This window comes from Rhodanobacter ginsenosidimutans, from assembly GCF_042655685.1.
Lineage (GTDB): Bacteria > Pseudomonadota > Gammaproteobacteria > Xanthomonadales > Rhodanobacteraceae > Rhodanobacter > Rhodanobacter ginsenosidimutans.
This window is the reverse complement of record NZ_JBHSMM010000007.1, coordinates 107,268-133,747: the sequence shown is the minus strand read 5'-3', so window position 1 is coordinate 133,747 and position 26,480 is coordinate 107,268. Positions and strand designations below refer to the sequence as shown.

The window sequence follows — 26,480 nt, the reverse complement described above, 5'->3', positions numbered from 1 at the left end:
CGCGATCTTGGCACCGCATGAAACACAGCGGCTGGTGGTCAGCGACAAGACGGGCACCTACTCCTCGCGATCACCGGGGAAGAGCAAGTGCGGGCCTATTGACTACGGACGGCGAAATGGTGACCCCTGTTTCCATCAAGGCTCAGAATGATAAAGATCAGAAAACAGATTTGAAAAAGTGAGTAGGTCTATGAAAACGTTAATTATGGGATGCACATTTTTTGTGATCGTCCTGCTTTTGTCGTCATTTATAGCTTACTTAAATTGTCTGATGAGAGGTATAAGCTTTAATTACTTAATTGCTCTTAAAGTTGGATCCAAAGGAGGGGCTATGGCCGCTTTTATCGCAATGCTTATATTTAGCGTTAAAGGTCCACGTCCACGGGACTGAGACAATCAAAGGGGACGGAGGTAATTAAATCCCAATCTTTTAATCTTGACCAAAAAAGGGGTGGCCGTCTCAAACTCCACGTTGTCCCGTCCAAGGTGTCCAAAGCCCCGCCCGCCATTTCCACGCCGGGTTTTTGAAGGGCCGTCTCAAACTCCACGTGCAACACCTATCCCGATCTGACATAGGCTGTTGCGATGAGAACCTATAACGAACTGACGCTGGAAGAGAGAGTGGAGATCCAGCAGCGGCTGGAGTCTGGCGACAGTCTGCGTGCGATCGGGCAGTCGCTGGGTCGTGCGGCCAGCACGATCAGCGGGGAATGCCGCAGGATCGGCCCGGAGGGTGGCCGCTACAAGGCGCAGGAAGCGCATCGGCGCAGTCAGCGCTGCCGAATCAAGCCTCGTGTCCCGCGCAAACTCGATGACCCGGCGTTGTGGGAAACGGTACAAGCGTTGTTGCGCGCGCAGTGGTCGCCGGAGCAGATCGCCGGGATACTGGCGAAAGCCTTTCCTGCTACAGCGAGCTATCGGGTGTCCCACGAAACGATCTACAGTGCGGTGTATCTGGTGCCACGAGGGACGCTGCGCACCGAACTGATCGCCTGTTTGCGCCAAGGTCGCAGCACGCGCAAACCACGCACGCGCGGCACCGATCGACGCGGCCAGATACCGAACATGCAGAGCATCCACGTGCGACCGCCGGAAGTGGCGGATCGTTTGATCCGTGGGCACTGGGAGGGTGATTTGATCAAGGGCGCCGGCAATTGTTCGTCCGTGGGGACGCTGGTCGAACGCACCAGTGGCTTCGTGGTATTGGCCAAGATGAGTAGCGCCAGCGCGGCCGATGCGCTGGAGAGTTTCGGCAAGGCGCTGAAGGGCATCCCCGAAGCCCTGCGCAAGACGCTCACCTACGACCAGGGCAAGGAGATGAGCTACCACGATGCCTTGACCTTGCGCACGGGCGTGCAGGTCTACTTCGCGGACCCGCATAGTCCGTGGCAACGCGGCAGCAACGAGAACACCAACGGCTTGCTGCGCCAGTACCTGCCCAAGGGCATCGACCTGTCCGTCTACAGCCAGGCTGAGCTCAACCAGATTGCCCTGAGCCTCAACACCCGACCGCGCAAGCGCCATGACTTCCGAACTCCGTTGCAGGTGTACAACGAACATCTTCAGCTTGCCGAAGCAAGCGATAGTACGGTTCACTGATTATGTTGCACGTGGACCTTGAAACCGCCTTCAATAAAGGTGATTCGTGAGCCAGGAAATTAATAAGTATATCGTGCAAGCCCTTGTTGAAATGGCTTTGTTTCTAGAGTTTTCAGAGGATGGGATCATAGACCCTGATGCCGCAGTACAGGCACTTGAACAATTGTCATCAACATTGCAAATGGCAAACGTGGAGACTAAAGCGTCCTTATGTTTGCATTTTGAAAATATCGCATCGGAGTATCAGGGCGATAAGGCAGAGTTTGTGAGGTGCATGGGTGAAGAGTTGGGATTGGTTGACGAATAGTATTAGCGGAAACGGGGCTGTCCCGTTGTGTTGTTATCCAAACAAAGGTGTCCGTCAAACCTGGGCCAGCTCACTTCGTCCCCTTATGCTCTATTTACCCGCGTTTGCGCTTGCGGCGTCTTCACTGACCGTGATGTCGGAACTGCCACGGCTTTGATAGCCCTCAGTCGCCAGCACCTGGTAATCGGGGGTGCCCAGTTTCAGGCCTTTGCTTGCCCAGAACTTGACGTGGTTGGCGAAGGTGATGGTGCCGGAAATGGCGCCGAAGCCTTTCTTGGGAGTGCGCACGCTGAAATATTGGTAGAAGGTCTGGGTGCCGTCGATGGACGGCTGCTGGACGCGCTGGCAGCGGCGCACGTTGTAGGTGGCGCCATCGCTCTGGAAGCTGCCGTAGTCGGTGCCGCCTTCGCAGTTGGCCGGGTTGTACGAGCCGTAACTTTCGATCACGTAGTACTCGATCAGCGGGTTCCTGGTCCAGCCGTAGAGCGCCAGGTACGAGTTCTGGCTGTCATCCACCCCGAAGGTGCCCGAGTAATGGACCACCCGGTCGATGCTGCCGGTTTCCCAGCCCTTGCCGCCGACCCAGTTATTGGTACTTTTCGTCCAGTGGGAGGTATAGCGGCCACCGGCCTTCAGGCCGAACGAGGCGTCGCCGGAATCCTTCCAGAACGAGTAGTAGAACCCGTCGTGGGTTCCCGTCGCATTCGATGTGAGGGTTTGCGCGCTGGCACCCAGTGCCAGGCCAACCCCGACCAGCCCGGTTAGAACGGCCCTGCCGATGTTGTGCCATTTCATTGTTGGATCTCCGCAATTCATGAAACAGGGGCGGCGTGCACTTTCGCAAGCCGTGTCACCTGAGGTGGTGCAACCAGGAGGTTCGGATGTTGCTCGGCGGCCGCGGCGGCAACCTCTGCCCGGATCGTACTTGATGCACCCGGTGAATGAGCCGATCGCCAGCAGGTACAACGGCAACGACCGTACCAGCTGCAACGATCCGGCGCGGATTACTGACATCGTCGACGCGACCTCAACGAATTGCTACAGCCGGCAAGCCATGCGGGTGCGGAAGACGTGTGCGAGTTCTTTGTGTGAACCAGCGCCTGTTATGCATGCGGGCGGCGCTTTAGAATAGACGTCCAAACGGATTCCATCGGGCCATGCGTGCCCGGCGGGTGATCCGTCATTGTCGTTGGGAAGCGTCAGGGCGCACTGTCCTCACGCCGCCGATTCCCGCGAGCGCCCCCAGGGCAAAGGAGTGGCATGGCATCAGGATGATGGTCCCGGTATTTCCGCACGTATGTACAACTGCCGGACTCCGCGCATGGCGCAGGGGCGGCATCGCTCTTTTCACAAGGATTGATCATGAAGAAACACATTCTGGCCGCCAGCCTGGCCGTGGTATTGGCAAGCGTATCGACGGCTTCGTTGGCTGCTGACACGGGCAACTTCTACGTCGGTGCCGAAGTGGGTCAGGCGCAATATCGGCTGGGCGTCGCCCCTGGCGAACACTTGGACGCGAAGGACACGGCGGCAGCCGTGCGCTTCGGTTACGTGTGGCATTGGGCGGTCGATTTCGGCGTGGAAGGCGGCTACGTGAGCCTGGGCAAGGTCACGGATGATTACACCAGCAGCAATAACGACTATCCGTCGAACATGTCGGCCGAGACGTCGGGCCTGTTTGCCGGGGCCAAGGTGAAGTATCACTTTGCCGACGCCTGGTACGTCTCCGCGCGCGCCGGTGCGTTTCAGTCGCACGTCAAGTTGCGCGACCACGACGGTTCGCCCGAGGGCGGCAGTTTCAGCGCCAGCAGTACGAATGGCAGCTGGTATGCAGGTGCAGGCGTCGGCTACGAGCTGACGCCCGAGTTCAGCCTGGGGTTGAGCTACGACAACTACCGCAGCAAGGCTGGTATCGACGAATTCAACACGGCGATGTTCGCCCTGTCGGCGGAATACCGCTTCTGATCGCTGCTGATCCGAGCGAGTAGCAAGACGGTAGCGCCGTCGAAGCCGAGGCTTTCAAGTCGACGGCTTCGGCGGCGCTTCGTTTGTTTGTGCGGGTAGAAATAATCCGCCCGGTGGTCGGTGAAGCACCGGGTTGGATCTCCGCCATTCATGAATCGGGGACAGCCTGCACGTTCGCAGGTCGTGTCTCCCGAGGAGGTGCAACCATGGAGGTTGTGGTGGTGTCCGTCGGTCGCCCGCACGCATGGCTTCCGCGGCCACCGGGCGGCGGCGCTCGGGAACGACCTATGCCTGCGGGATCGAAGCCGGCTCCCGCCCGGGTTGCTCGTCATGGATTCGCGTATAGACACCCTCCATGACGAGGACGTACGTCGCGCCGCCGTCGAACGAGCTTTCGAGCCGCATCCCGTAGGTGTCGTCGTCGATGAAGGTGTACGTGTGGCGGCTTTGCCCGCGCGGCGAGGTGCGGATGAAGGCAAGGTCGTGGCCGTCCCACGTTCCCTGCGCCGGTTCCTGCGGGGCGAAGCCGAGGCTGTCGAACCAGAACAGGCTGTAGTCCGCGGCCTCGGCGCGGCGGGCGAAGATGGCGTGCGCCTGGAGCCAGGTTTTTCCGTCGCGCTCGGCCTCGTAATCCTGCACGAACGCTTTGCCGTCAAGCGCCTCGCGACAGGCCACCTGCGCCTGCGCCGGGCCGCCGGCACCCCATTGGGACGGCTGGATCGTTTCCTTGCCGCGCCAGTGGCCGACGAGTTTGTGCAGCGGGTTCGAGCTTGTGTCCGGCATGGCTTGTGTCCGTGGCGCGGGTCGAGGCGTAGCGGCGTTACCCGGCCGGGGCGTCCGCCGTGGCGAGCCGGGCGGCCGCGCTCAGCACGGCCAGTACGGAGGCGGTGGTGGCGTCCGGGTGCAGGCCCACGCCGAAACGCGATCCGGCGATGCCGGATCGGGCCATCTCCACGATGGCGAGCGCCGCGTTGCCCGCCTCGGCGCTGGGGCCGCGTGCTTCGCAACTGTCGATGCGCAGCGGCATGCCAAGCGCGGCCACCGTGGCGGCGGTGGGGTCGTTGCCCGCCGCCCGGTACGTTTTCAGCACCCCATCGGTGTCGGCCAATTGCAGTTCGATGCCCTGGCCTTCGGGCGCGTCGAAGCATTGGTGGGCGCGATAGATGAAACCGGGCCGCTGCCGTGATGGCTCCAGGTACGTCTGCTCGAACAGCGCCCAGATCTGCGCGCTGCTCAGCTCGGTCTCGCTGGCGTCAGCCAGGGCCTGCACGATGGCGCTGAATTCGACCTGCATGCGGCGCGGCATGACGATGCCGTGGTCGCGTTGCAGCAGGTAGCTGATGCCGCCTTTGCCCGACTGGCTGTTGACCCGCACGATGCTGTCGTAGGTGCGGCCCAGGTCCTTCGGATCGATGGGCAGATAGGGGACGCGCCAGATGGCATCGTCCTTCTGCGCCGCGAAGCCCTTGGCGATCGCGTCCTGGTGCGAGCCGGAGAACGCGGTGAACACCAGGTCGCCCACGTACGGATGGCGCGGGTGGATCGGCAGGGCGGTGCTTTCCTCGGCGATGCGGGCGACGGCGGTGATGTCGGAGAAATCCAGCCCCGGGGAAACACCTTGTGTGTAGAGATTCAGCGCCAGGGTCACCACGTCCACGTTGCCGCTGCGCTCGCCGTTGCCGAACAGGCAGCCTTCCACGCGCTGCGCGCCGGCCATCATGGCCAGCTCGGCGCAGGCGACGCCGGTGCCGCGGTCGTTGTGCGGGTGCACCGAAAGCACGATGTGCTCGCGCCGGTCCAGCCGCCGATGCATCCACTCGACCTGGTCGGCGAAGACGTTGGCCGTGGCCACCTCGACGGTGGTGGGCAGGTTGATGATCATCGGCCGCTTTGGGCCAGCGTCCCACGCCTTGATCGCGGCGTTGCAGACTGCCAGCGAGACATCCAGTTCGGCCATGCTGAAGGTTTCGGGTGAATACTGCAGCACCCACTCGGTCTGCGGCTGCTGCGCCGTGAGCATCTTGAGGAAGCCGATGCGCTGCTCCACCATCTCGACGATCTGCGGCAGGCTCATGCCGAACACGATCTCGCGCCAGGCCGGCGCGATGGCGTTGTACAGATGCACGATGGCGCGCCGCGCGCCCTGCACGCTGCGCACGGTGGTTTCGATCAGGTCCTCGCGCAGCTGGGTGATGACCATTGGCGTGACGTCGTCCGGAATCAGGCCGTCGTCGATCAGGTGGCGCACGATCTCGAAGTCGGTGGTCGAGGCGGACGGAAAGCCGATCTCGATCTCCTTGAACCCGATGCGCACCAATTCCTGGAACAGGCGCAACTTGCGCTCGCGGTTCATCGGCTCGAACAGCGCCTGGTTGCCGTCACGCAAATCGGTGGAAAGCCAGATCGGCGGCTGGGTCAGCGTACGCGAGGGCCATTGCCGATCCGCCAGGTCGATGGCGCGGAATGGACGATAGCGGGTGCCGGGGTTTGCCAACATGATGAAGCCTCGAACAGGGTAATGACCGATCCGGTGTTTCGACCATGCGTCAGCGTCGGGATCAGGGTGAATCGGAAAGGGTTGCGCCGGTGAATGTGCCGGGATCGACGGCGGGGATCAACGCCAGCCGTCGCCATTGAAACATCGGAGCATACATGCCGCACTGCGCGGAACGGTTTGACCATGGGAATATAGGCTTGTTCGATATGGCCATCCATAAAATAATGGACAACCGCTCTATCGAAATGGACACCGGCCGCCGATGGGATTTGCCTCGCCGCAGGATGGCAACCGGGCGCTGGACCTGAGCGTCCACGAGTCATCGGGCTTGCCGGTGACGGGTGTTGTCGAAACGTATCCGGCGCATCATGTGGTGCCCTCGCACCATCACGGCCGGGCCCATCTGCTGTATGCGGCCGAGGGCGTCATGCTGGTGCAGGCTTCCACCGGTCAATGGCTGGTGCCTCCCACCGCGGCGGTGTGGTTGCGCCCGCATGTGGAACATCGCCTGGTCATGCACACGCCGGTGCGCGTGTACGGCATTTTCGTGGACGAGGAGGTGGCCGATGGCCTGCCTTTCATGGATGGCGTGCTGCACGTTTCGGCGCTGCTGAAGGCGCTGATTGGTGAGCTGGCGCAGCCGATAGCCGGCCGCTCCGATTCACGGCGCGAGGCGCTGTTGTCGGCGCTGTTCCTGGAAGAACTGGGCGGCCAGCGCCCGCTGTCTTTTCATTTGCCGTGGCCGGTCGACGGCCCGATGCAGCAGGTGTGCGGCAGCCTGGTCAGGGACCCGGCCCACGTCTTCTCCGCCGACGATTGGGCGGCATCGCTGGCCATGAGTTCCAAGACGTTTCACCGCCACTTCCGCAAAGGCACCGGCATGACCTTCGGGCGTTGGCGCCAGCAACTGCGCTTGATGTCGTCGATCACCACGCTTCTCGGTGGCGCGCCCATCACGCAGGTCGCGTTGGGTAGCGGCTATGAAAGCCACAGCGCATATGCCGCGGCGTTCAAGAAACACTTCGGCGTTCCGCCCTCGAAATTTCTCTCGACGGTTTACCGTCCGTAGCCTCGCCAAACCCACTCCAGCGCCTCAGGTAGCGTCTGTTCGCGCACCTTGCGGTCGCAATGGCCTGAATTGCGCGCAAACACATATTGATACTGGTAGCCCTTGTCTTTCAGCACGGCGGCCATCCGGTGGTTGGCGCTGACCCAGTCGTGCATGCCGTCGCGCATGATGTTGGGATTGAACAGGTCGCGATCGCCAACATCCATCCACAGCCGGATGGGCTTGGTGGCGCTCGTCGCGATCAGGCCGTCTTTGCCGTGATAGCCCCATGCGCCATCGGGCGTTTGCGGGTTGAACGGCCACTGCTGGTTCACGAACGTGCCCGAGTAACTGATGACGCGGTGGTACCACTGCGGGTGATACCAGGCCATGGTGAAGGCGGCCGCGGCGCCGGAGCTGCAGCCCATCGTGGCGCGGCCGTCCGCATCGTCCGTCAAGGTGACGCCGTAGCGTTTCTCGACCTGCGGCAACACTTCCGCCTGGATGAACTCGGCGAACTTGCCGGACAAGGTGTCGTACTCGAGGCCGCGTTCGCTGCCCTGTGCGTCGCCGCCGCCGTTCTGGATCATCACGGCGATCATCGCCGGCACGCGCTTGTCGGCGATGAGGTTGTCGAGCACGTGGGGCAGCATCATGTCAGGCGTGCCGAACGCCGGCCCGTCGTGCGTGACGATGAAGGGCGCCGCGGTGCCGCGCCGGTACTGCTGCGGAATGTAGACGGTGATGGTGCGCTGGTACGGCGCGGCATGGGTGGTCACGATCAAGGTCTTCGGGTTCGCGGGATCGATGGTGCCGAACACGTCGCGACCGATGCCCGGGTAGAACTTGCTGTCCTTCGAATCCATGACGAACTGCTGCACCGTTCCCTGCGGCACACCCTGGCGCACGGCAAGTTCGGGTGCCGGCACGTAGTCGGGGCCGATCACGAAGTTGCCGTTCGCATCCACCGGCGCATTGGCCCCGCGGCCGTCGATCACCGTGAAAGGCGGTGCGTCGGGCGCGTCGTACAGGCGGGTTGGCGGCGGCGCAGGCGCGGCATCGACGGCATTCGCGGCAAGGGGACAGAGCATGGCGAACAGGGCGCCGACGGCGGTGGCACGGACGAAGCTGGGCGTTCTCATGGATTCCTCATCGCTACGTGGCGGCGGAAACGGGGATCATTCGGGGGCTTTCGGCCGATGGGCGTTGCCACTCAGCCTTGTTCCATATAGCCCAGGCCAGCCATCCAGCGGGCCAGAAGCTCGGGCCAGATGCTCAGCAGCGGCACGTGCTGGCCCAGGCCGCTGCCGTGCTTGCCAGTGCGGAACACGTGCAGTTCGGCCGGCACATGTTGCCGGTGCAGCGCGAGGTAATACGCGATGCTGTTTTCCGGCGGCACCAGGGTGTCGGCGTCGGTGACATAGATGAAGGCCGGCGGCGTCTCCGCGGTGACCTGCGTTTCGTTGGACAGCTCGCGCACCAGCGCCGGTGACGGGTGCAGGCCGATCAGGTGCTCGCGCGAGTCCAGGTGGGTAAAGGCCTCGTCCATGGTGATGACGGGATAGGCCAGTATCGTGAAATCCGGTCGCGCCGACGCCTGCCCCACGGCGTCGTGCAACAGCGCCGTCGTCGGGTCGTAATGGGTGGAGACAGTGGCGGCCACATGCCCGCCGGCGGAGAAGCCCATGATGCCGATGTGTTGCGGGTCCAGCTGATAGGTCTTCGCGTGCTCGCGCACCCAGCGCACCGCGCGGCGGCCGTCGTCGATCGGCTGCGGGTAATGGTGTCCGTCGCCATGGCGGTACTGCAGCACGAAGGCCGCCACGTGGTGCTGGTTGAACCACTGCGCGACCAGCACGCCCTCCCAATCCAGCGCCATCGCGTGATACGCGCCGCCCGGGCAGATCACCACTGCGGTTTTCGTGGGATTGGAGGCGGGGATATAGGCCGTCAGTGCTGGCAGTTGTCCCTGCCTTGCGCCGTCGGGCAGCGCGACGCTGGGCCACAGCGGCACCGCGGTACCGGTTGCGTGGGCGGCGGTGGCCATCGAGAGCAGCGCAAGCAAAGCCAGGGAAAGCGATGGAAGGCGCATCGGCGTTGTCTCCTGAAGGCCGGAAAAAAGCATAGCAGTGGCGGCCTGGCGGTCGGTTCGCGATCAAATGAAGGCGAAAAAAAGGGAGGGCGATCAGTCCGTGGACTGACCATCCTCCCCGCGGGAAACGGTTATGCCGGAGCGGCCAAGCTCGTCTACCGCGCCGGCTGGTTGCCCTCGACCAGGGTGTCGGCGGCGTTGGCCAGGTAGATGTAGTACGCGCCCAGGTCGGTGACGTATTCGTTCTCGCCCCAGAAGAAGGGCCAGTTTTCCTTGTTCTCCGGGAAGTCGGGTTTCACGATCAGCACGCCCGGCACCACGCCGCCGGCGATGAAGCTGAAGTCGGCGCGGTTATGGCCGTAGGCCACTTCCTTCGATCGCGCGCCGACGGCCGAAACGAACGACAGGTTCGAGCCGGGGTGGGTGCCGTAGAGGTAATCCAGCCCGCGGAACACGCCCTTGTCGTCGACGATGTCCGGGAACGCCTTGTGCAGCACGTAATCGGTGATGGCCAGGCGCACGACGGCGCCATTGCCGGCCCAGCCGCCGTCCGTGATCGGCACGCCGTACGGGTTGGCCTGGCTGATCGACGCCCGCTGCTTCGCATACGCGCGGACGGCCGTTTCGAGCTGGCCGCGGTAAGCGGCCGGCATGTGCGGCAGCGCGCGAACGGCTTCGGTGGCGGTGAAGATGAAATGCTCGGCGATCCACGGCCACAGGGCGGTGATCCGGGTGGCGTATTGCTGGTCGCCGGTGGCGATCAGCAGTTCGACCGCGGCGTTGAATTCCTCCGCCTGCAACGGGCCGCCGGTGGTGTTGCCGTGGCGGTAGAGATCCGGTGCATGCGACTGTTCCTGCGCCCACACCTTCTGCGCGATGGCCAGCGATTTCTTCGCCAGCGCCGGGTCCATGTCGTGCAGGGCGCGCGAGGCGGCGGCCAGTGCCCCGATCGAGCCGTAGTTGAGCGCACTCGATTTGCTGGTGAACGCCCAGCGGTCATCCGGCGTGCCGCTGCGGCCGTCCTTGACCTCGCCTTCCTTCAGCGACGGGTCGTAGACCAGGCCATCCGTCTTGGTCACCGCATCACCCAGGTGGCGGTACTGGACCAGGTCCGGCGCGATGATGCCGTGGATGGCATGGCCGACAGCGTCGAACTGGGCGACCAGTTGCACGGTGCCGTGCTTGATCTGCTGCAGGATGTCAGGCACGCCATCGGGGCGGTGCATGTCGACGCGGCGGGCGGTCCAGTTGACGCTGGTGGTGTCGCGTTCGGGGTGGAAATCCTCCCAGGTGTGCACCAGCGTGCGCACGATCGCGTACTGCGTCTGCGTGCGGATGTCGTAATCGCCCGCATCCAGCCAGCCGCCCACGTTCAGGCCGGGAATGTGCTGGCCGGGCTTGAACGCGGTGTCGGTCGTGGGGCCCTGGGCGTAGAGGTCGAAATGCTCGTGGTTGACCGGTGCCTGCCGCGCGTCGTCGCGGTGCGGGTCGCCATGCCATACGCGATAGGCCTCATTCACCCGCATGTGGTCCATCTGCTGCGGCAGATAGACGTCCAGCGTGGGATGCCAGGCCGCCGAGAAAACGTCCTTGGCGATGGGGAACGGCGCGGTGCGCTGGCCGTCGTAGTCGATGACGTAAAGGCCGGGCTGGGTCACGCTGCTGAAATCGAAGCGGGCGTAGCCGTAGCGCAGGTAATCGCCCCAGGGCTTGGGTGCGGCGCTGAACACGGCCGTTTCCTTGCCATCGGGCGTGACGCGCAGCAACCGCGCCTCGCCACTCATCGGCGCCTTCGGGTCGTGCTCCAGCACGGCGACCTTCGGCTGGGCGGGCGCGTAGCCCACCTGCGAGTGGCCGATCACGGTGGGGCGTATCCAGTTCGGGTCGGTGCTGCCGGACAGTGTCCACTGCAGCACCGTGCCGGTCTTGCCGGCGGGAATCATCTGGCGCAACACGAACCAGCCGTTCTGCGCCTGGTTGCGTCCGTCGTAGAAACTCATCGTGCCGTTCGCGGCACTGACCGTCACCCGCTGCTGCGGGTCGGTCGGCGCCAGCACGAAGCGCTGGCCGCTGGCCATGGGCAATGGCTCGGCGCGCTGGCCCTCGGTCGGCTGCGTCATGGCGCTGGCGGGGTAGAGCGGGAACGGGTGCGCCACGCCGTCGGCGAAATAGCTGTGGTGGAAATACGTGGCGGGCAGGAACTCCAGGTTGAACCCGGCCTTGCCGTCCAGCGCCGCCGGCAAAGGCTTGTCCAGGATCACGCTGATGACGACCTTGTCGCCGTCCTGGCGCGCGTGGATGCGGTAGTCGAAGTGGTAATCCGGATAAGACAGGTGGGTGTCGATCGTGCCCTTGGCCTGATCCACCTTGCGGCTCACCAGTTTGCCGATCGGGTCCCACTGGTCGGGCGTGGCCGACAACCGGATGTCGCCGTTGGTGGCCGTGCGCTGATCGTGGTGGATGATCTCCACGCCGCTCATCTTGGCATCGCTGAACAGGCCGTCGTACCAGTTGCTGTACACCAGTACGTCGAAACCGCGGGACGCGAAGTAACCCTTGTCGTTCAAGCTCAGGGTTTGGCCGTCTGTTTCGGCAGACGTTGCCATTGCGGGAAGTGCGGCGACGGCGGTCAAGGCGCTGGCCGTCAGCAGGAGCAACCGCGCGCGATGGATCAGGTTGAATCGATGGATGGGCATACGGTTCCCCCAAAATGTTAGCGGTAACCGTAGCAGTGTCAGGGGCGGTTCGGAAGGGCCGAAGTGCCGGGGGGATGGCATGGTGCGGCGCACCGTGCGGCGCGTCGCACCGCACAACGATTGTTGCATTGCGTCGACGATCAGCCGGCGGTGTCGACATCCTTTTTTCCGGACCGAAACGGAAACATCTGCTGCTTCACGAAGCCTTCGGGCATGTAATCGCCAACCACGCCATAGCGTTCGGGAAACTTGTTCTTCGACTTCACCGCGGTGCCGAACAGGTAGTCGAGAAACGCGTAGTGCGCGGCGTAGTTCCTGTCGATCGCCTCGTCGTCGGAGGCATGGTGCCAGTGGTGGAAATCCGGCGTTACCAGCAGGTACTTCAACGGCCCCCACGGCAGGTGCACGTTGGCGTGGTTGAACACCGCCTGGAAACCCACGATCAGGATGTAGCCGTTCATCGCCGCCTCGGAAAAACCCAGGATGTACAGCGGCGCCAGCACGCAGACGCGGGTGAAGATCAGCTCCAGCATGTGCTGGCGTGAGCCGGCCAGCCAGTCCATCGTCTTCACGCTGTGGTGCACGGCGTGGAAGCGCCACAGGAACGGCACCTCGTGGTACGCGCGGTGCGTCCAGTACTGCGCCAGGTCGGCCACCAGTACGCACAGCAGCAACTGCGGCAGGAACGGAATGTGCTGCACGGTCTGTTGGAAATCGCTGCTGACCAGCCAACCGAACATGTGGTGCAGCAGGAAGTTCACCGTCAGCAGCGCCAGCCCCACGATGAAATGATTCACCGCGAAATGCTTCAGGTCGGTCTGCCATTCCTTGCGGAAAATCGCCTGGCCCTTGTACAGCGGAAACAGCTTCTCGATCACCACGAAGATCAGTGTGGAGCCGAGCAGGTCCAGGATGAACCAGTCCAGCCCGATGTACGGTGTGTGGTCGGGAAATTCGCCCACCGGCACCCGCGAGCCGCCCAGCGCCACCGCCGCGATCACCAGCACGAACGCCATGATGTTGAGATTGCGCTGGCGGCCCAGGATCACATTGCCCAGCGACATGCCGCCGGCCACCAGCAGGCCCACCAGCAACACCTGGCGCAAGACGTCGACCGAGTATTTGTGGCGCAGGTCCGGCGTGGTCAGGTATTGCGGAAAGTGGAAGGCCGCCACCGCCAGCAGGCACAGGAAGCCCAGCGACAGCGCGATCACGCCGCTGATCTTGCCCAGCCCCGGCTTCAGCTCGCCGTCGCGGTGCAGCAGTTCGCGCGTCTCCGCCACGGGTTGCACGACGCGCTCCAACGCGTCACGGGCGGTATCGCGCCTGGAATGTCTGCTCATGGTGATCCTTCACTGAAAGCGCCGGCTGGCGTCGGCGCATGGTAATCGAAGCGCTGCCTGCACGTTCCCGCTGTCGGCGGCCAGGGCGCGATTTGTCATGGACGGCCATTTCCATGCGACGATTGGCGGGTACCTGTCGCGCCACCCGCTCCATCTCACCGCCGATCCAGGACGTGGGCGCTTTCCACGGAAAGCGCGCGCCGACGTCGTGTTTTGCCCGGAGAGCGCTGAAGGGAGGACTTGTCGCAATGCACTGCGGCCGCGAAACCGGCCGATACGCGACCGCACATCCAACGTACCAAGCATCGGGAGACGTCAACGTGGCGCAAACAGAGCACGAGTTAGCCAGTGTCAGGATCGGCCTGAAAGAGAAGATCGGTTATGGCATCGGCGATGTCGGCTTCAACTTCTACTGGGCCAATATCTCCGCGTTCCTGCTGATCTTCTATACCGACACCATGGGCCTGCCCGCCGCGGCGGTCGGCACCATGATCCTGATCACCAAGATCATCGACGCCTTTACCGACCCGGCGATGGGCGCCGTTGCCGACCGCACCAGGTCGCGCTTCGGCAAGTTCCGCCCCTACCTGCTGTTTGCCGCCGTACCGATGGCGGCGGCAGGCGTGCTGACCTACACCACGCCCGACCTGGGTGAGGGCGGCAAACTGATCTGGGCGTACGGCACCTATTCGCTGATGATGCTGATGTACACCATCCTCAGCACGCCCTATTCGGCGCTGTCCGGCGTCATCACCGCCAACAGCCAGGATCGCACCACGCTGATCAGCTTCCGCTTCATCGCCGCCTTCACCGGCACCACGCTGGTGAACTACTTCACGCTGGACATGGTGAAGTGGTTTGGCCAGGGCGACGACAAGCTCGGCTGGCAGCTGACCATGGCGGCGTACGGCGTGGCCGCGGCGATCATGTTCATGACGGTGTTCTTCACCACCCGCGAGCGCATCTCGCCGCCGCGCGAACAGAAGTCCGCGGTGATGGGCGACATCAGGGATCTGCTGGACAACCGTCCGTGGCTGGTCCTGTTCGCGCTGGCGTTGATCATCATGACGACGATCGTGATGCGCGCGGGTGCCTCGGTCTATTACATGAAGTATTACGTGGGGCAGGCCGACCTGACCGGCGCCTTCCTCGCCACGTACTCCATTGCGCTGGCCATCGGCGCCGCCTGCACGCCGTTGATGACCCGCTTCATCGACAAGAAGAAGTTGATGATGCTGTTGATGGCGGCCGTCGGCGTGCTCAGTTGCGTGATGGTGTTCGTGCCGAAGGACGCGATCTGGCTGATGTTCGGCATCAACACGCTGATCGGCTTCTTCCTCGGGCCCAAGTCGCCGCTGGCCTTCTCGATGTTTGCCGACACGGCCGATTACACCGAATGGAAAACCGGCCGTCGCGCCACCGCGATGACGTTTGCCGCGGCCACGTTCTCGCAGAAGCTGGGCGGCGCGATCGCGTCGGCGGTCATTGCGTGGATGCTGGCGGCGATGGGCTACGTGGCGAACGAAGCCCAGTCGGGCGCGTCGCAGCTGGGCATCGTGCTGCTGCTGACCGTCATCCCCGGCGTCATCGCACTCATCGCCGCATTCGTCATGCGTCTGTACACGCTGGACGACGAAACGCTGGTGCGCGTGCAGACGGAATTGCTGGCGCGCAAATCCACGGTTTGACCATTCTTTAGATCAGCGGAGCGGTTTCAGATGCTTAACCCCAGCGCCGATGGCGAACGTTTCGAATTGCACAGCGCGGTAGCGATGCCGCGCGCGGCCGGCTTCCTGTGGAACCGGCGCATGATGATGCAGATGAATTGCCGCGGTTATGCCGTGGCGCAATTCATGCAGCCGGAGCCGGCCAAGTACGCGCATGCGCCGAACCTGGAAGCGAAGACGTTCATGCAGCCGGAGCAGCCGTATTACGCGCATCATCCGGGGCGCTTTTTCTACATCAAGGACGAGGAGTCCGGCGAGATCTTCTCGGCGCCGCATGAGCCGGTGCGGGCCACGCCGGAAAGCTTCACGTTCTCCGCGGGCAAGGGCGACATCGCGTGGCGCGTGGTCTGTGCGGGCATCGAGGTCGAGATGGCGGTGTCGCTGCCGGTGAACGACGTGGTGGAGCTGTGGACGCTCACGGTGCGCAACCTGTCCGGCCGTGCGCGCAAGCTGAGCATCTACCCGTACTTTCCCATCGGCTACATGTCGTGGATGAACCAGTCGGCGGAGTACCGCGCCGACTTGGGCGGCGTGGTGGCCAGCAGCGTCGCGCCGTATCAGAAGGTGGCCGATTACTTCAAGCAGAAGGACTTCAAGGACAAGACCTTCTTCCTGCATGAACGCGCGCCCGACGCGTGGGAGGCGAAGCAGGAAACCTTCGAGGGCGAGGGTGGCCTGCATCATCCCAGCGGCGTGCAGCAGGAGACGCTGGACGGTGGCGATGCGCGCTACGAAACCCCGGCGGCGGTGCTGCAGTACCGCCACGGCTTTGCGCCGGACGAGTCGCAGCAGTACCGCTTCATTTTCGGCCCCGCCTTCGACGACGCGGAAATCCGCGCACTGCGCGAGAAGTACCTGAGCGAGGCGGGTTTCGCCGATACCCGACGCGAGTATTCGGATTACGTGAGCCAGGGGCGTGGCTGCATCCAGATCGACACGCCCGATGCCGCCTTGAACAATTTCGTGAACCACTGGCTGCCGCGCCAGATGTTCTATCACGCCGACGTCAACCGGCTCAGCACCGATCCGCAGACCCGCAATTACCTGCAGGACAACATGGGCATGAGCTACATCCGCCCGGCGGTGACGCGCTCGGCCTTCCTGCATGCCCTGAGCCAGCAGGAGGAGAGCGGCGCCATGCCCGACGGCATCCTGCTGATCGAAGGCGCCGAGCTGAAGTACATCAACCAGATCCCGCACACCGACCATTGCGTGTGGCTGCCGGTCTGCCTGCAGGCCTACCTCGACGAAACCGGCGACTACGCGCTGCTGGACGAGCCGGTCACCGGCGTGACCGACGGCCGTACCCTGAGCGTGTTCGAGCGCATCAGCGCCGCGATGCGCTGGTTGCTGGACGTGCGCGACGAGCGCGGCTTGAGCCTGATCGCCCAGGGCGACTGGTGCGACCCGATGAACATGGTCGGCTACAAGGGCAAGGGGGTATCCGGCTGGTTGTCGGTGGCCACCAGCTACGCCCTGAAACTGTGGGCCGCCGTGTGCGACGCGCGACAGCAGCCCGAGCTGGCGCAATCGTTCCGCGAAGGTGCGCAGCAGCTCAATGACGCCGTGAACGGCCAGCTGTGGGATGGCGAATGGTTTGCCCGCGGCATCACCGACGACGGCGTGATCTTCGGCACCCGCAAGGATAACGAGGGCCGGATCTTCCTCAACCCGCAGAGCTGGGCGATCCTGGCCGGCACCGCCGACGACGCGCAGCGCGAAAAGATGCTGCAGGCAATCGAGCAGCAGCTCGAAACGCCGTATGGCGTGATGATGTTTGCGCCCGCGTTTACCGCCATGCGTGACGACGTGGGCCGGGTGACGCAGAAGTATCCGGGCTCGGCGGAGAACGGCGCGGTCTACAACCACGCGGCGATCTTCTACATCTACAGCCTGTACGACATCACCGAATCCGAGCGCGCCTACCGCCTGCTGCGGCAGATGATCCCCGGCCCCGATGGCGACGACTACCTGCGGCGCGGCCAGCTGCCGGTGTTCATCCCCAACTACTACCGCGGCGCGTATTACCAGTTTCCGCGCACGGCCGGCCGCTCCAGCCAGCTGTTCAACACCGGCACGGTCTCGTGGGTCTACCGCTGCCTGGTCGAAGGCCTGTTCGGTTTGCAGGGGCAGGCCGACGGCTTGCGCATCGCGCCGCAGTTGCCGGCGGCGTGGCCGTCGGCCAAGGTGGTGCGCACGTTCCGCGGCGCGGAGTTCGTGGTGGAGATGGTGCGCGAGGCGGGCCTGGAGCAGACGCGCATCACCGTGGATGGCAAGCCCCTGCAAGGCGCCGTCATCCACGACATCGAACCCGGCCGGCGCTACCAGGTTTCGGTGCGCCTGCCGGCCTGAACTGCCGCCCGGAATCCTGCCGGAACCCACTGTAGGAGCGACTTCAGTCGCGACGCTCTTTGGTTCGCGCCATCGAAGCAAAAGCGTCGCGACTGAAGTCGCTCCTACAGGAGGGGTGTGAGTCGCGCCGCGGAATCCTGCACATCGCGTGGCGGGTTTGGCCGTCCATTCTGTTTTGCGCGTAATCGCTGTTGAGAACGCGCCCCCTCTACTGACCACATGCCGCAAACGCCGGGGATATCCCGGCGCCGTCGCTGATGGCCCGCATATTGCAGCGCACCATGGCCCGGCGGCCGAACCGTATTCCGCGAATTCGGCCCGAGCCCGGGTGTGCTGGCATAACGGGAGTCGCAACGATGAAACGAACCAGGCAACTGATCCACCTTGGTGCAGCAGCGCTGGCCCTTTGCACCGCACCGACCCTCATGGCGGCCGAAAGCGCCACCATCGGCAATGTCACCGTCGTCAATGACTATCTGTTCCGCGGCCTCTCGCAGAGCGACCGCGACCCGGCCTTGCAGGCCGGCCTGGAATACGACCATGCCAGCGGCTGGTACGTGGGCGGCTGGGGCAGCAGCATCAGCTGGCTGTCCGATACGTCCGCGCCGGGCGCGCGGGTTTCCAGCAGCGTGGAACTGGACGTCTATACCGGTTACCGCACCAAGGTTGGCGACGACTGGACGCTCGACGGCGGCCTGTACGAGTACTACTACCCGGGCAGCTATCCGCACGGCTACACCCGGCCGTACACGTTGGAGGCCTACGCCGCGGTAGGCTGGCGCGCGCTGACGCTGAAATATTCGCAGACGCTGGGCAACGCGTTCGGGGTGGCGGACAGCCGCAACAGCAGCTACGTCGATCTCTCCTGGAACTGGGAGTTCACCCCGGGCTGGCTGGTCAACGCCCACGCCGGCCGCCAGCGGATCGCCGGCGCCAGCGCCGCCAGCTACAGCGACTGGAAGCTGGGCCTCACCCGCAACTTCGACCACGGTTACGCGGTGGCGCTGGGTTATTACGACACCAACGCGCGGCGGTCGGTCTACACCAACGCGATGGGCCACTACCTGGGCCGGGCCACGGCGGTGATCAGCGCCAGCAAGGCGTTCTGAATCGGGGACGCCGCGCCACGTCGTCCTCGGCGTGGAACGGCGTCGGCGGCAGCACATGCACCAAGCTGGTGAAATGAGGCACCATGCTGCACCGTTAAGGGACTTTGCTGTCAGCCTCATGGCGCGCGAAGCCCCACGGCATGCGGTTTTCCCGCTACTGTGCCGTTGGCACACCGTTTGCTAAAGCTCATCCGCCCATTCCATTCGAGGTTGCTCCATGACTGCTCAGAAAGTGCTCGACCTGATCCAGGAACACGACGTCGAGTTCGTCGATCTCCGTTTTGCCGACATGCTCGGCGTGCACCACCACGTCACGTTCCCGGCGCATCAGATCGATGAGTCCACGTTCGAGGACGGCAAGATGTTCGACGGCTCGTCGATCACCGGCTGGAAGGGCATCAACGAGTCGGACATGGTCCTCATGCCGGACCCGGAAACCGCGCATCTGGATCCGTTCAGCGCGCACGTGCAGCTGATCCTGCATTGCGACGTGCTGGAGCCCAGCACCATGCAGGCCTACGGCCGTGATCCGCGCTCGATCGCCAAGCGCGGCGAGGCGTTCCTGAAATCCACCGGCATCGCCGACACCGCATTCTTCGGGCCGGAGCCGGAGTTCTTCATTTTCGATTCCATCCGTTTCCAGAACGATCCGGGTCGCGTTTTCTACGAGATCGGCTCCGAAGAGGCGGCCTGGTCGTCGCGCTACAAGTACGACGGCAACAACACCGGCCACCGCCCGGGCGTGAAGGGCGGCTATTTCCCGGTCAGCCCGGTCGATTCGCTGGGTGACCTGCGCGCCGACATGTGCAAGGTGCTGGAGTCGCTGGGCCAGACCGTCGAAGTGCATCACCACGAAGTGGCCAACGCGGGCCAGTGCGAGATCGGCGTCAAATTCAACACGCTGGTGAAGAAGGCGGACGAGCTGATCACCATGAAATACGTGGTCAAGAACGTGGCGCACCAGAACGGCAAGACCGTCACCTTCATGCCCAAGCCGCTGGTCGGCGACAACGGCAGCGGCATGCACGTGCACCAGTCGCTGTCGAAGAATGGCGAGAACCTGTTTGCCGGCGACCTCTACGGCGGCCTGTCGCAGATGGCGCTGTGGTACATCGGCGGCATCTTCAAGCACGCCAAGGCGATCAACGCGTTCTCCAACTCCACCACCAACAGCTACAAGCGCCTGGTGCCGGGTTTCGAGGCGCCGGTGATGCTGGCCTATTCGGCGCGCAACCGCTCCGCCAGCTGCCGCATCCCGTACGTGGCCAGCCCCAAGGGCCGTCGCATCGAAGTGCGTTTCCCCGACCCGATGCAGTCGGGCTACCTGGTGTTCACCGCGCTGATGATGGCCGGCCTGGACGGCATCATCAACAAGATCGACCCGGGCGCCCCGGCCGACAAGGACCTGTACGACCTGCCGCCGGAAGAAGAGAAAAACATCCCGCAGGTCTGCTCCAGCCTTGATGCCGCGCTGGAAGCGCTGGACAAGGACCGTGACTTCTTGAAGGCCGGCGGCGTGTTCACCGATGACTTCATCGATGCCTACATCGAAGTGAAGATGAAGGAAGTCACCAAGTACCGCGCCAGCACGCACCCGCTGGAGTTCCAGATGTACTACTCGCTGTAACAGGCGATTCATGCGGGAAGACCACGGACGCTGCGGCGTCCGTGGTCGTTTTGGGGCGGCGGATTCGGGCACACTTTCGCCCACGTTTCATGTGGTCGGCGTAACCTTGGTGGTTGCCGTTGGCCGCATCTCGTGGCGCGGCCGCCCCTCACATCCCCGCAGGAACAACGCCATGGCCAACGCAAACGCCGCCTCATCGGGCACTTTCAAGATCGGCGGAAATACCGCCATCCATCGCCTTGGTTTCGGCGCCATGCGCATCACCGGCAAGGGCATCTGGGGGCCACCGGCGGACAAGGCCGAATGCCTGCGCACGCTGCGGCGGTTGCCCGAGCTGGGCGTCAATTTCATCGATACCGCCGATTCCTACGGGCCCGATGTGTCCGAGGGGTTGATCCGCGAAGCGCTGCATCCGTATCCCGGCATGCTGGTGGCCACCAAGGCCGGGCTGACCCGCAGCGGGCCGGACCAGTGGCAGCCGCTGGGTCGCCCCGAATACCTGCGTCAGCAGGCGCTGAAAAGCCTGCGCTGGCTGGGTGTGGAGCAGATCGGTCTGTGGCAGTTGCACCGCATCGACAACAAGGTGCCGCGCGATGAGCAGTTCGGCGCGATCAAGGCGTTGCTGGACGAGGGCATCATCGCCCACGCGGGCCTGAGCGAGGTGTCGGTGGATGACGTGGTCGCGGCGTCCGCCGTGTTCCCCGTGGCCACCGTGCAGAACCGCTACAACCTGGTCGATCGCGGCAGCGAGGACGTGCTCGACCATTGCGAAAAACACGGTATCGGCTTTATCCCGTGGTATCCGCTGGCCGCCGGCAGCCTGGCCGGCAAGGGCGGGCTGCTCGATCGCATCGCCGCCGCGCATGACGCCACGCCCGGCCAATTGGCGCTGGCCTGGCTGCTGCGGCGCAGCCCGGTGATGCTGCCGATCCCCGGCACGTCGAAGGTCAGCCATCTGGAACAGAACGTGGCCGCGGCCGGCATCACGCTGTCCGACGAGGAATTCGCGGAACTGGACGCGGGCGGCAAGGCGGAGTCCAGCTCCGCCACGCCCGACTGATCAGCGACGTCGGCGCGAGCGTCGCCAGCGCAGCCAGCGGCGCTCCACCCACAGCAGGGTCCGCAACATCGGGCGGCGCAGAAAGGGCAGGTCCTCGGCCAGCAGCAACAGCCCCAGCGGCAACATCCACAGGCCCAGTATCGGCAAAACGCTGAAGATGCCCCCGGCAATCAGCAGCAGGCCCACCGGCACGCGGACCCAGCGCGACGAGGGCACGCGCAGCCATCGTATCGGCCGCGCAATCCACCCGGGCAACTGGGTTTCCATGCGATGGAAATGGCGGTTGAGCCGTGTCTCGTCCTTGTCGATCATGCGGCGCGGCAATCGGCGGTCATCATGCAGGCATTGTATGTCGCGACCTGTCCGCTGACCGGCTGCGGAGGGAGTGGCAGATGCCGTGGTTCATCTATCGAACCTTGTCCGGACGCCGCTATTCCTCCTCATCGACCCCGTTGCCGCGCGCCTGGTAGGAGGGGTCCGCCGCATCGCGCACATGGCGTGTCGCCTCGCGCAGCCGTGGCTCCAGCCGCGCGCAGTCCAGCACCACCTTGCCCGAATGCACGCCGCGCACCGCCGACAGCGGCAGCTCGAAGTCGCCCGCATTCTCGATATAGATCACCAACTCCGGCGGCTCCGGCCGGATTTCCCGCACCGAGCCGATGCCCTCGCCCCCGTCGGAGACGAAAACCATGTCGCCCAACTGGATGGATTCGTGCATGGCCAAGGCCCTCTTTTTTGTGGTCGCCGCATGCCGCCCGGATGCGCGGTTGCGTGCTTGCAGCATGGTTCGACACAGTGGCGGCAATGCGGTGAATGGCCGGTAAAAAAAGCGCGCGACGGCGCCGTGACAGGAGGTCGTAGCCGTTCACCGGTCTTCCGGATGCCGTCGTACGGCACTTATAGCGCCGCACGAAACTCCACACCCCAGCGGCGTGGCGGTGTGATGTACGCCCACGGCGTGCCCAGCACATCGTTGGTGACGTTGCCCAGCGATTCCACGTAGCGGTGGTTGAACAGGTTGGTGGCGTAAAGCGCCACGCCCCAGTGCTCGTTCACCGCCGACCAGTCCAGCCGCAGGTCGGTGCGCTGGCGTGCGCCGCCCACGGCGAACGGCGTGGCGGGCGCGCACTGGCCCTGCAGGCGCGAATCGGCATTGCAGCGGTTGGGGCCGCGGTAAGCGTGGCTGGCAGTGAATGTCACGTCGCCGCCGGCCACGTCGTGCCAGCGGTAGTGGCCATCCAGCGCGTAGGCCAGCGTGGGCTCGCCGGCGGGCTGGCCGGCCAGGTCCAGGCCCGCCGCGGTGACGGCGTGGCGATACGTGGCATCGGTCCAACTGGCGCGCAGGCCCAGTTGCAACGCCTCCAGCGGCTGCCAGCGGGCGGCCAGCTCCATGCCGTGGGCCTGCTGGTCGGTGTTGCTGACACGGTATTGCGGCACCCCGGCGCCGCTGCTGGTGGGGATCAGCACCAGCGCCTGGCGGTCGTTGTAGCGGTAGGCGAAGGCGGCCACATCGAGCAGCAGGTGCAGGCCCGGGTACGCGGTCTTGAGGCCGCCCTCGAGGTTCCAGACCTGCTCGGGCGCGAACACCGAATTGACCTGCACCGCGTTGTAGCCGCCGGCCTTGTAGCCCTTGGCCAGCGAGGCGTAGGCGGCGGCGTTCGGGGCCAGCGCCCAGTTCAGCGCCAGCCGCGGGCTGACGTCCCGCCAGCGATCGTGCCGCCGCACGTGCTGGCCCACGGCGTCGGCGTACAGCAAATTGCGCGACAGCGCCGCGCGCAGCATTTCCGGCGTGGTGTGGGCCGCCTGTGCCGCCAATGCCAGCACGCCCGCCTGAGCCATCGCGTCGAGGCTGCGGTCCAGGCCGGGGGCCAGCCGCATCGGCGTGAACCAGGAAAAGCGCCGCGTGTCGCGGGTGTAGCGCAGGCCCGCGGTGAGGTCGAGGCGGGTGCCCACATGCCAGGTGGTGTCGGCGAACGCGGATACCGCGTGGCTGCGGCTACGATTGTCGATGCGCTCGGTGATGGGCTCACCCAGCAAGCGCCACGGCAGGCCGAACTGGCGCAGCAAGCCATCGAAGTAGGCGTACACGCTGCCGTCGGGCGTGCCGGTGGGCAGGCCGCGGTTGCGCGCCAGTGTGTCCACCGTGTCGGTGTTCGAGCGGGCCAGGCTGGTCTGCACCGCGTCCTCGTACCAGAGGCTGCTGCCGACGGCCCAGTCCAGGCGTGTGGTAGCGCCGGAGAGCCGCAGCTCCCCGTAGCCGCTGTGCCCACGCCCTTCCACGCCGGTGTCCAGATGGGTGACTACATGGTTGGTGGCATCGGCGTCCTCGGTATGCGAGAGCGTGTAGCCGGTCCACGCGGCCAGCGCCTGCAGCGTGGCGTCGCCGAACCGGTGGCGGACGTCGAGTTTGAATGCATCGTAGCGGCGGTCGGAGTGGCCATTGCCGCTGTCGTCGTGGAATGGGGCGTGCCGCGGGTCGCGGTAATCGCGGGGGGCGGCGGGGAATGGCGCCGGTTCGCGCGGGTCATCACCCAGCGGCGCCACGCCGATGCCCACGCTGGCGGGTTCGGCCAGCCGATCGTGCGTCCACGAGGTCAGCACGCGGGTCGCCGGAGAGATGTCCCAGCGCCAGGTGGCGCGGGTGCCCCATTCGCCGTTCCTGCCGTAGCGACGGCCGCTGTCAGCGTCGCGGATCCAGCCGTCGCTGCGGTTGTCCAGCACGCTCAGTCGCAGCGCCTGGTGGGTGGACAACGGCAGGTTGAGCAGGGCGTCGGCATAGCGCTGGCCCTGGTTGCCCAACCGCAGCCGCGTGTTCGCTTCCAGCGTGTCGGTCGGTTCGCGGGTCACGATGGCGATGGCGCCGGCGGCACTGTTGCGCCCAAGCAGCGCGCCCTGGGGGCCCTTCAGCACCTCCACCCGCTCGACGTCATTGAGCGCCAGCAGGGCGCCGCCCGCGCGGGTCTGGTAGACGCCGTCGATGTACACGCCCACGGCCGGCGCGGTGCCGATGCCGTAATCCAGCGTGCCGATGCCGCGCAGGCTGAACATCGGTTCGGTGGGCTGGTGCGCGCGGATGTCCAGCCCCGGCACCAGCAGGTCGAGGTCGGAAAGATCCACCGCCGCGGCATCGTCCAAGCGTTCGGCGCCGATCACGTCCAGGGTGATCGGCACGGTTTGCGCGTCCTGCGCGCGGCCCTGGGCGGTCACCAGTACCGGTTGCAGTGCGGTGGCCTGCTGCGCGCGGACGGGCGCGGCGAGTGCGGTGGCGAGAAAGGGAAGCAGCACAAGGCGACGCGTCATGGCATGTCCGGGCAGATCAAACGGTGGTGGCGAGCACGCCCTGCGCGGCCATGCCGTCGAGGTAGCGCCGCGCGAATTCGATGAAGGCGTCTGCGGAGGTGGCTTTCCGCGCGCTTGCATGGAACGGCAATGGCCGCGCCTCGAAACCCTCGAACAGGGTCTGCAGGCGGCCGGCCTGCAGGTCGTCGTGGCAGGCGTACATCGGCAGTTGCACCAGGCCCATGCCCGCACGGGCCGCGAGCAACAGCGCCGGCAGGTGGTCGCTGACCAGTCGCGGCTGCAGGGTGCGGGCGGCCACGCCGCGCAGGTTCCAGGGTGCGCCGGCGAACGCCAGCCAGTGGCGATCCTCGACCAGCTCCGGCCGGGTCGGGTTTTTCAGGAGCTGCAGCAACGCCGGGCTGGCCACCACTACCAGGCGCAGACTGCCCAGCGGATGCGGCTGCAGTCCGCTGGCCTGCGTGGGCACGCCCACGTCGAGCAGCAGGTCGGCACGTTCGCCCTGCACCGCGGCCACGTCGGCGTCGGCCCAGCGCGACACCAGCCGTTCGTCCGGATGGGCCGCGCCCCAGGCGCCCAACAGTTGATCGAGCAGCGGTCGCAGCAAGGCGTGCGCACCGACCCGCAACAGCCCGCTGCGGCCACTGCCCGCCGCGTGCAACGCGGCCTGCGCGGCCTCACACATCAGCACGGCGTGGCGGTAGACCTCCTCGCCGGTGGCGGTGACGCTGAGCCCGCGGGTATTGCGATTGAGCAGTTTCGCGCCCAGCCGCGCCTCCAGCGCCAGCAGCCGACGGCTTACCAGCGACCGGGTGGTGCCCAGCGTTTGCGCGGCGGCGGCCAGGCCGCCGGCATCGATCACTTGCACGAGCAGATGCAGGTCGGCCAGATTGTCGGCCTGTTCCATTTCCATCCCCGCACGATAGCAGCCGACGATGCGAGGCTAGAATGATGGGCTCGCATGGGGGAGCCATGACCGCTACGCCGCCACACATCCTGGTGATCGACGACGAGCCCGACTCGCTGGGCGCGGCATTTGCCGCCATGCGCGCCAGCGGCTGGCGCGTGAGCCTGGCCACCGATGGCGCGCAGGGTTGCCGCCGTGCGGAACTGCTGGGGCCGGACCTGATCCTGCTGGACGTGCGTATGCCGGCCATGGACGGCTACGTGGTGTGCCGACGCCTGCGTGAATCCTCGCGCACCTGTGCAATCCCGGTGTTGTTCCTCACCGCCGCGGGTGCGTCCGAAGAGCGCCTGCAGGGGCTCACCCATGGTGCGGTCGACTACATCGTCAAATCGTGCGCACCGGCCGAACTGCTGGCGCGCATCCAGATCCACCTGGAGCTGGCCCGCCGCAACGCCGCGCCGGTGCGGCAGGCGATGGCGCCGATGCCCGATGCCGAAGTGACCTTGCGCGCCGCGATACGGCTGATCGACGAGGAGCTGGCGGCGCTGCCGCCACTGGCCGACATCGCCGCCCGCGTGGGGGTCAGCGCGCACCAGCTTTCCAACATCTTCCGCAGCCAGCTCGGCACCACGGTATTCGCGTGGATCCGCGAGGAACGCCTGCGCCAGGCCCGGCGCCTGCTGGCCGACACCGCGCTGGACGTACAACAGATCGCCGGCGCCGTGGGCTTCCACGGCGCCGGCAACTTCAGCACCGCGTTCCGCGAACGGCACGGACTTACGCCCAGCCGCTACCGCGAGGAACTGCGCGCGGGACAGCCCGCGGGAGATACCGGGCCGTGATGGCAGTGCCGG

General features: G+C 65.1%; 22 protein-coding genes. 11 read left to right on the top strand and 11 right to left on the bottom strand.

Annotated elements, in window-relative coordinates:
• The 3 genes from ACFPK0_RS16720 to ACFPK0_RS16710 form a co-directional block, all read left to right on the top strand.
• On the top strand, positions 1 to 182 hold a 182-nt coding region (locus ACFPK0_RS16720), incomplete at its 5' end, for a hypothetical protein (RefSeq protein ID WP_377342368.1).
• Positions 183 to 585: 403 nt separating this feature from the next.
• Positions 586 to 1,599 (top strand): IS30 family transposase, encoded by a 1,014-nt coding sequence (locus ACFPK0_RS16715; protein ID WP_377342366.1) that lies wholly within the window; start codon positions 586 to 588, stop codon positions 1,597 to 1,599.
• A 46-nt stretch (positions 1,600 to 1,645) separates the two neighbouring features.
• A complete protein-coding gene (locus ACFPK0_RS16710; RefSeq protein WP_377342364.1) occupies positions 1,646 to 1,906 on the top strand; it encodes a hypothetical protein in 261 nt (86 codons plus the stop codon).
• Between the two features lie 90 nt (positions 1,907 to 1,996).
• On the opposite strand, the gene ACFPK0_RS16705 is transcribed toward ACFPK0_RS16710, so the two are convergent.
• Positions 1,997 to 2,701: a glycoside hydrolase family 11 protein gene (locus ACFPK0_RS16705; protein WP_377342362.1), complete on the bottom strand. Its 705-nt coding sequence runs from the start codon at positions 2,699 to 2,701 to the stop codon at positions 1,997 to 1,999.
• 567 nt (positions 2,702 to 3,268) lie between these two features.
• On the opposite strand from ACFPK0_RS16705, the gene ACFPK0_RS16700 reads away from it, so the two are divergent.
• A complete protein-coding gene (locus ACFPK0_RS16700; RefSeq protein ID WP_377342360.1) occupies positions 3,269 to 3,871 on the top strand; it encodes an outer membrane protein in 603 nt (200 codons plus the stop codon).
• A gap of 285 nt (positions 3,872 to 4,156) precedes the next feature.
• Here the strand turns inward: ACFPK0_RS16700 and ACFPK0_RS16695 are convergent, their stop codons facing one another.
• The gene (locus ACFPK0_RS16695) at positions 4,157 to 4,654 is read right to left on the bottom strand and encodes a DUF1579 family protein (protein WP_377342358.1); all 498 of its coding nucleotides are present in this window, start codon (positions 4,652 to 4,654) and stop codon (positions 4,157 to 4,159) included.
• A gap of 37 nt (positions 4,655 to 4,691) precedes the next feature.
• A complete protein-coding gene (locus ACFPK0_RS16690) occupies positions 4,692 to 6,368 on the bottom strand; it encodes a 2-isopropylmalate synthase (RefSeq protein ID WP_377342356.1) in 1,677 nt (558 codons plus the stop codon).
• Between the two features lie 262 nt (positions 6,369 to 6,630).
• On the opposite strand from ACFPK0_RS16690, the gene ACFPK0_RS16685 reads away from it, so the two are divergent.
• The gene (locus ACFPK0_RS16685) at positions 6,631 to 7,437 is read left to right on the top strand and encodes an AraC family transcriptional regulator (RefSeq protein ID WP_377342353.1); all 807 of its coding nucleotides are present in this window, start codon (positions 6,631 to 6,633) and stop codon (positions 7,435 to 7,437) included.
• Here ACFPK0_RS16685 and ACFPK0_RS16680 read toward each other — a convergent pair.
• From ACFPK0_RS16680 to ACFPK0_RS16665, 4 genes are all read right to left on the bottom strand, one after another.
• Positions 7,425 to 8,558 (bottom strand): alpha/beta hydrolase, encoded by a 1,134-nt coding sequence (locus ACFPK0_RS16680; protein ID WP_377342351.1) that lies wholly within the window; start codon positions 8,556 to 8,558, stop codon positions 7,425 to 7,427. The genes ACFPK0_RS16685 and ACFPK0_RS16680 overlap by 13 nt on opposite strands.
• Positions 8,559 to 8,629: 71 nt before the next feature.
• Positions 8,630 to 9,508, bottom strand: coding sequence for an alpha/beta hydrolase (locus ACFPK0_RS16675; protein WP_377342349.1), 879 nt, complete (start codon positions 9,506 to 9,508; stop codon positions 8,630 to 8,632).
• A 155-nt stretch (positions 9,509 to 9,663) separates the two neighbouring features.
• Entirely contained in the window at positions 9,664 to 12,204 is a 2,541-nt protein-coding gene (locus ACFPK0_RS16670) for a glycoside hydrolase family 9 protein (protein WP_056083633.1), read from the bottom strand.
• Between the two features lie 140 nt (positions 12,205 to 12,344).
• Complete coding sequence (locus ACFPK0_RS16665) at positions 12,345 to 13,547, bottom strand: sterol desaturase family protein (protein WP_056083636.1); 1,203 nt, start codon at positions 13,545 to 13,547, stop codon at positions 12,345 to 12,347.
• Between the two features lie 320 nt (positions 13,548 to 13,867).
• Here ACFPK0_RS16665 and ACFPK0_RS16660 point away from each other — a divergent pair, with 320 nt between their 5' ends.
• From ACFPK0_RS16660 to ACFPK0_RS16640, 5 genes are all read left to right on the top strand, one after another.
• Positions 13,868 to 15,235 carry an MFS transporter gene (locus ACFPK0_RS16660; RefSeq protein WP_377342346.1) on the top strand — a complete coding sequence of 456 codons (1,368 nt, stop codon included), beginning with the start codon at positions 13,868 to 13,870 and terminating at the stop codon, positions 15,233 to 15,235.
• A gap of 30 nt (positions 15,236 to 15,265) precedes the next feature.
• Positions 15,266 to 17,626, top strand: a complete 2,361-nt coding sequence (locus ACFPK0_RS16655) for a GH36-type glycosyl hydrolase domain-containing protein (RefSeq protein ID WP_377342344.1) — start codon at positions 15,266 to 15,268, stop codon at positions 17,624 to 17,626.
• Positions 17,627 to 17,982: 356 nt separating this feature from the next.
• Positions 17,983 to 18,735, top strand: coding sequence for a TorF family putative porin (locus ACFPK0_RS16650; RefSeq protein ID WP_056083641.1), 753 nt, complete (start codon positions 17,983 to 17,985; stop codon positions 18,733 to 18,735).
• A gap of 217 nt (positions 18,736 to 18,952) precedes the next feature.
• Positions 18,953 to 20,362 carry a type I glutamate--ammonia ligase gene (glnA, locus tag ACFPK0_RS16645; protein ID WP_056607187.1) on the top strand — a complete coding sequence of 470 codons (1,410 nt, stop codon included), beginning with the start codon at positions 18,953 to 18,955 and terminating at the stop codon, positions 20,360 to 20,362.
• A 172-nt stretch (positions 20,363 to 20,534) separates the two neighbouring features.
• On the top strand, positions 20,535 to 21,422 hold the full coding sequence (locus tag ACFPK0_RS16640) for an aldo/keto reductase (RefSeq protein WP_377342341.1): 888 nt from the start codon (positions 20,535 to 20,537) through the stop codon (positions 21,420 to 21,422).
• Here the strand turns inward: ACFPK0_RS16640 and ACFPK0_RS16635 are convergent, their stop codons facing one another.
• From ACFPK0_RS16635 to ACFPK0_RS16620, 4 genes are all read right to left on the bottom strand, one after another.
• On the bottom strand, positions 21,423 to 21,734 hold the full coding sequence (locus ACFPK0_RS16635; protein WP_056083650.1) for a hypothetical protein: 312 nt from the start codon (positions 21,732 to 21,734) through the stop codon (positions 21,423 to 21,425). It abuts the gene before it with no gap.
• A gap of 118 nt (positions 21,735 to 21,852) precedes the next feature.
• Positions 21,853 to 22,140 carry a hypothetical protein gene (locus ACFPK0_RS16630; RefSeq protein WP_056083653.1) on the bottom strand — a complete coding sequence of 96 codons (288 nt, stop codon included), beginning with the start codon at positions 22,138 to 22,140 and terminating at the stop codon, positions 21,853 to 21,855.
• 179 nt (positions 22,141 to 22,319) lie between these two features.
• Entirely contained in the window at positions 22,320 to 24,722 is a 2,403-nt protein-coding gene (locus tag ACFPK0_RS16625; protein ID WP_377342338.1) for a TonB-dependent receptor, read from the bottom strand.
• Positions 24,723 to 24,738: 16 nt separating this feature from the next.
• Positions 24,739 to 25,626, bottom strand: coding sequence for a LysR family transcriptional regulator (locus ACFPK0_RS16620; protein WP_377342336.1), 888 nt, complete (start codon positions 25,624 to 25,626; stop codon positions 24,739 to 24,741).
• A gap of 65 nt (positions 25,627 to 25,691) precedes the next feature.
• On the opposite strand from ACFPK0_RS16620, the gene ACFPK0_RS16615 reads away from it, so the two are divergent.
• Positions 25,692 to 26,468 (top strand): response regulator transcription factor, encoded by a 777-nt coding sequence (locus tag ACFPK0_RS16615; RefSeq protein ID WP_377342334.1) that lies wholly within the window; start codon positions 25,692 to 25,694, stop codon positions 26,466 to 26,468.
• Positions 26,469 to 26,480: the final 12 nt, after the last annotated feature.

Bases quoted from the DNA above. Each gene is read 5' to 3' on its own strand.
- ACFPK0_RS16705 (WP_377342362.1), bottom strand. From the start codon at position 2,701: ATGAAATGGCACAACATCGGCAGGGCCGTTCTAACCGGGCTGGTCGGG.
- ACFPK0_RS16640 (WP_377342341.1), top strand. From the start codon at position 20,535: ATGGCCAACGCAAACGCCGCCTCATCGGGCACTTTCAAGATCGGCGGA.
- ACFPK0_RS16715 (WP_377342366.1), top strand. From the start codon at position 586: ATGAGAACCTATAACGAACTGACGCTGGAAGAGAGAGTGGAGATCCAG.
- ACFPK0_RS16635 (WP_056083650.1), bottom strand. From the start codon at position 21,734: ATGATCGACAAGGACGAGACACGGCTCAACCGCCATTTCCATCGCATG.
- ACFPK0_RS16630 (WP_056083653.1), bottom strand. From the start codon at position 22,140: ATGCACGAATCCATCCAGTTGGGCGACATGGTTTTCGTCTCCGACGGG.
- ACFPK0_RS16655 (WP_377342344.1), top strand. From the start codon at position 15,266: ATGCTTAACCCCAGCGCCGATGGCGAACGTTTCGAATTGCACAGCGCG.
- ACFPK0_RS16695 (WP_377342358.1), bottom strand. From the start codon at position 4,654: ATGCCGGACACAAGCTCGAACCCGCTGCACAAACTCGTCGGCCACTGG.
- ACFPK0_RS16625 (WP_377342338.1), bottom strand. From the start codon at position 24,722: ATGACGCGTCGCCTTGTGCTGCTTCCCTTTCTCGCCACCGCACTCGCC.
- ACFPK0_RS16665 (WP_056083636.1), bottom strand. From the start codon at position 13,547: ATGAGCAGACATTCCAGGCGCGATACCGCCCGTGACGCGTTGGAGCGC.
- ACFPK0_RS16670 (WP_056083633.1), bottom strand. From the start codon at position 12,204: ATGCCCATCCATCGATTCAACCTGATCCATCGCGCGCGGTTGCTCCTG.
- ACFPK0_RS16620 (WP_377342336.1), bottom strand. From the start codon at position 25,626: ATGGAACAGGCCGACAATCTGGCCGACCTGCATCTGCTCGTGCAAGTG.
- ACFPK0_RS16650 (WP_056083641.1), top strand. From the start codon at position 17,983: ATGAAACGAACCAGGCAACTGATCCACCTTGGTGCAGCAGCGCTGGCC.
- glnA (WP_056607187.1), top strand. From the start codon at position 18,953: ATGACTGCTCAGAAAGTGCTCGACCTGATCCAGGAACACGACGTCGAG.
- ACFPK0_RS16700 (WP_377342360.1), top strand. From the start codon at position 3,269: ATGAAGAAACACATTCTGGCCGCCAGCCTGGCCGTGGTATTGGCAAGC.
- ACFPK0_RS16675 (WP_377342349.1), bottom strand. From the start codon at position 9,508: ATGCGCCTTCCATCGCTTTCCCTGGCTTTGCTTGCGCTGCTCTCGATG.
- ACFPK0_RS16685 (WP_377342353.1), top strand. From the start codon at position 6,631: ATGGGATTTGCCTCGCCGCAGGATGGCAACCGGGCGCTGGACCTGAGC.
- ACFPK0_RS16615 (WP_377342334.1), top strand. From the start codon at position 25,692: ATGACCGCTACGCCGCCACACATCCTGGTGATCGACGACGAGCCCGAC.
- ACFPK0_RS16680 (WP_377342351.1), bottom strand. From the start codon at position 8,558: ATGAGAACGCCCAGCTTCGTCCGTGCCACCGCCGTCGGCGCCCTGTTC.
- ACFPK0_RS16690 (WP_377342356.1), bottom strand. From the start codon at position 6,368: ATGTTGGCAAACCCCGGCACCCGCTATCGTCCATTCCGCGCCATCGAC.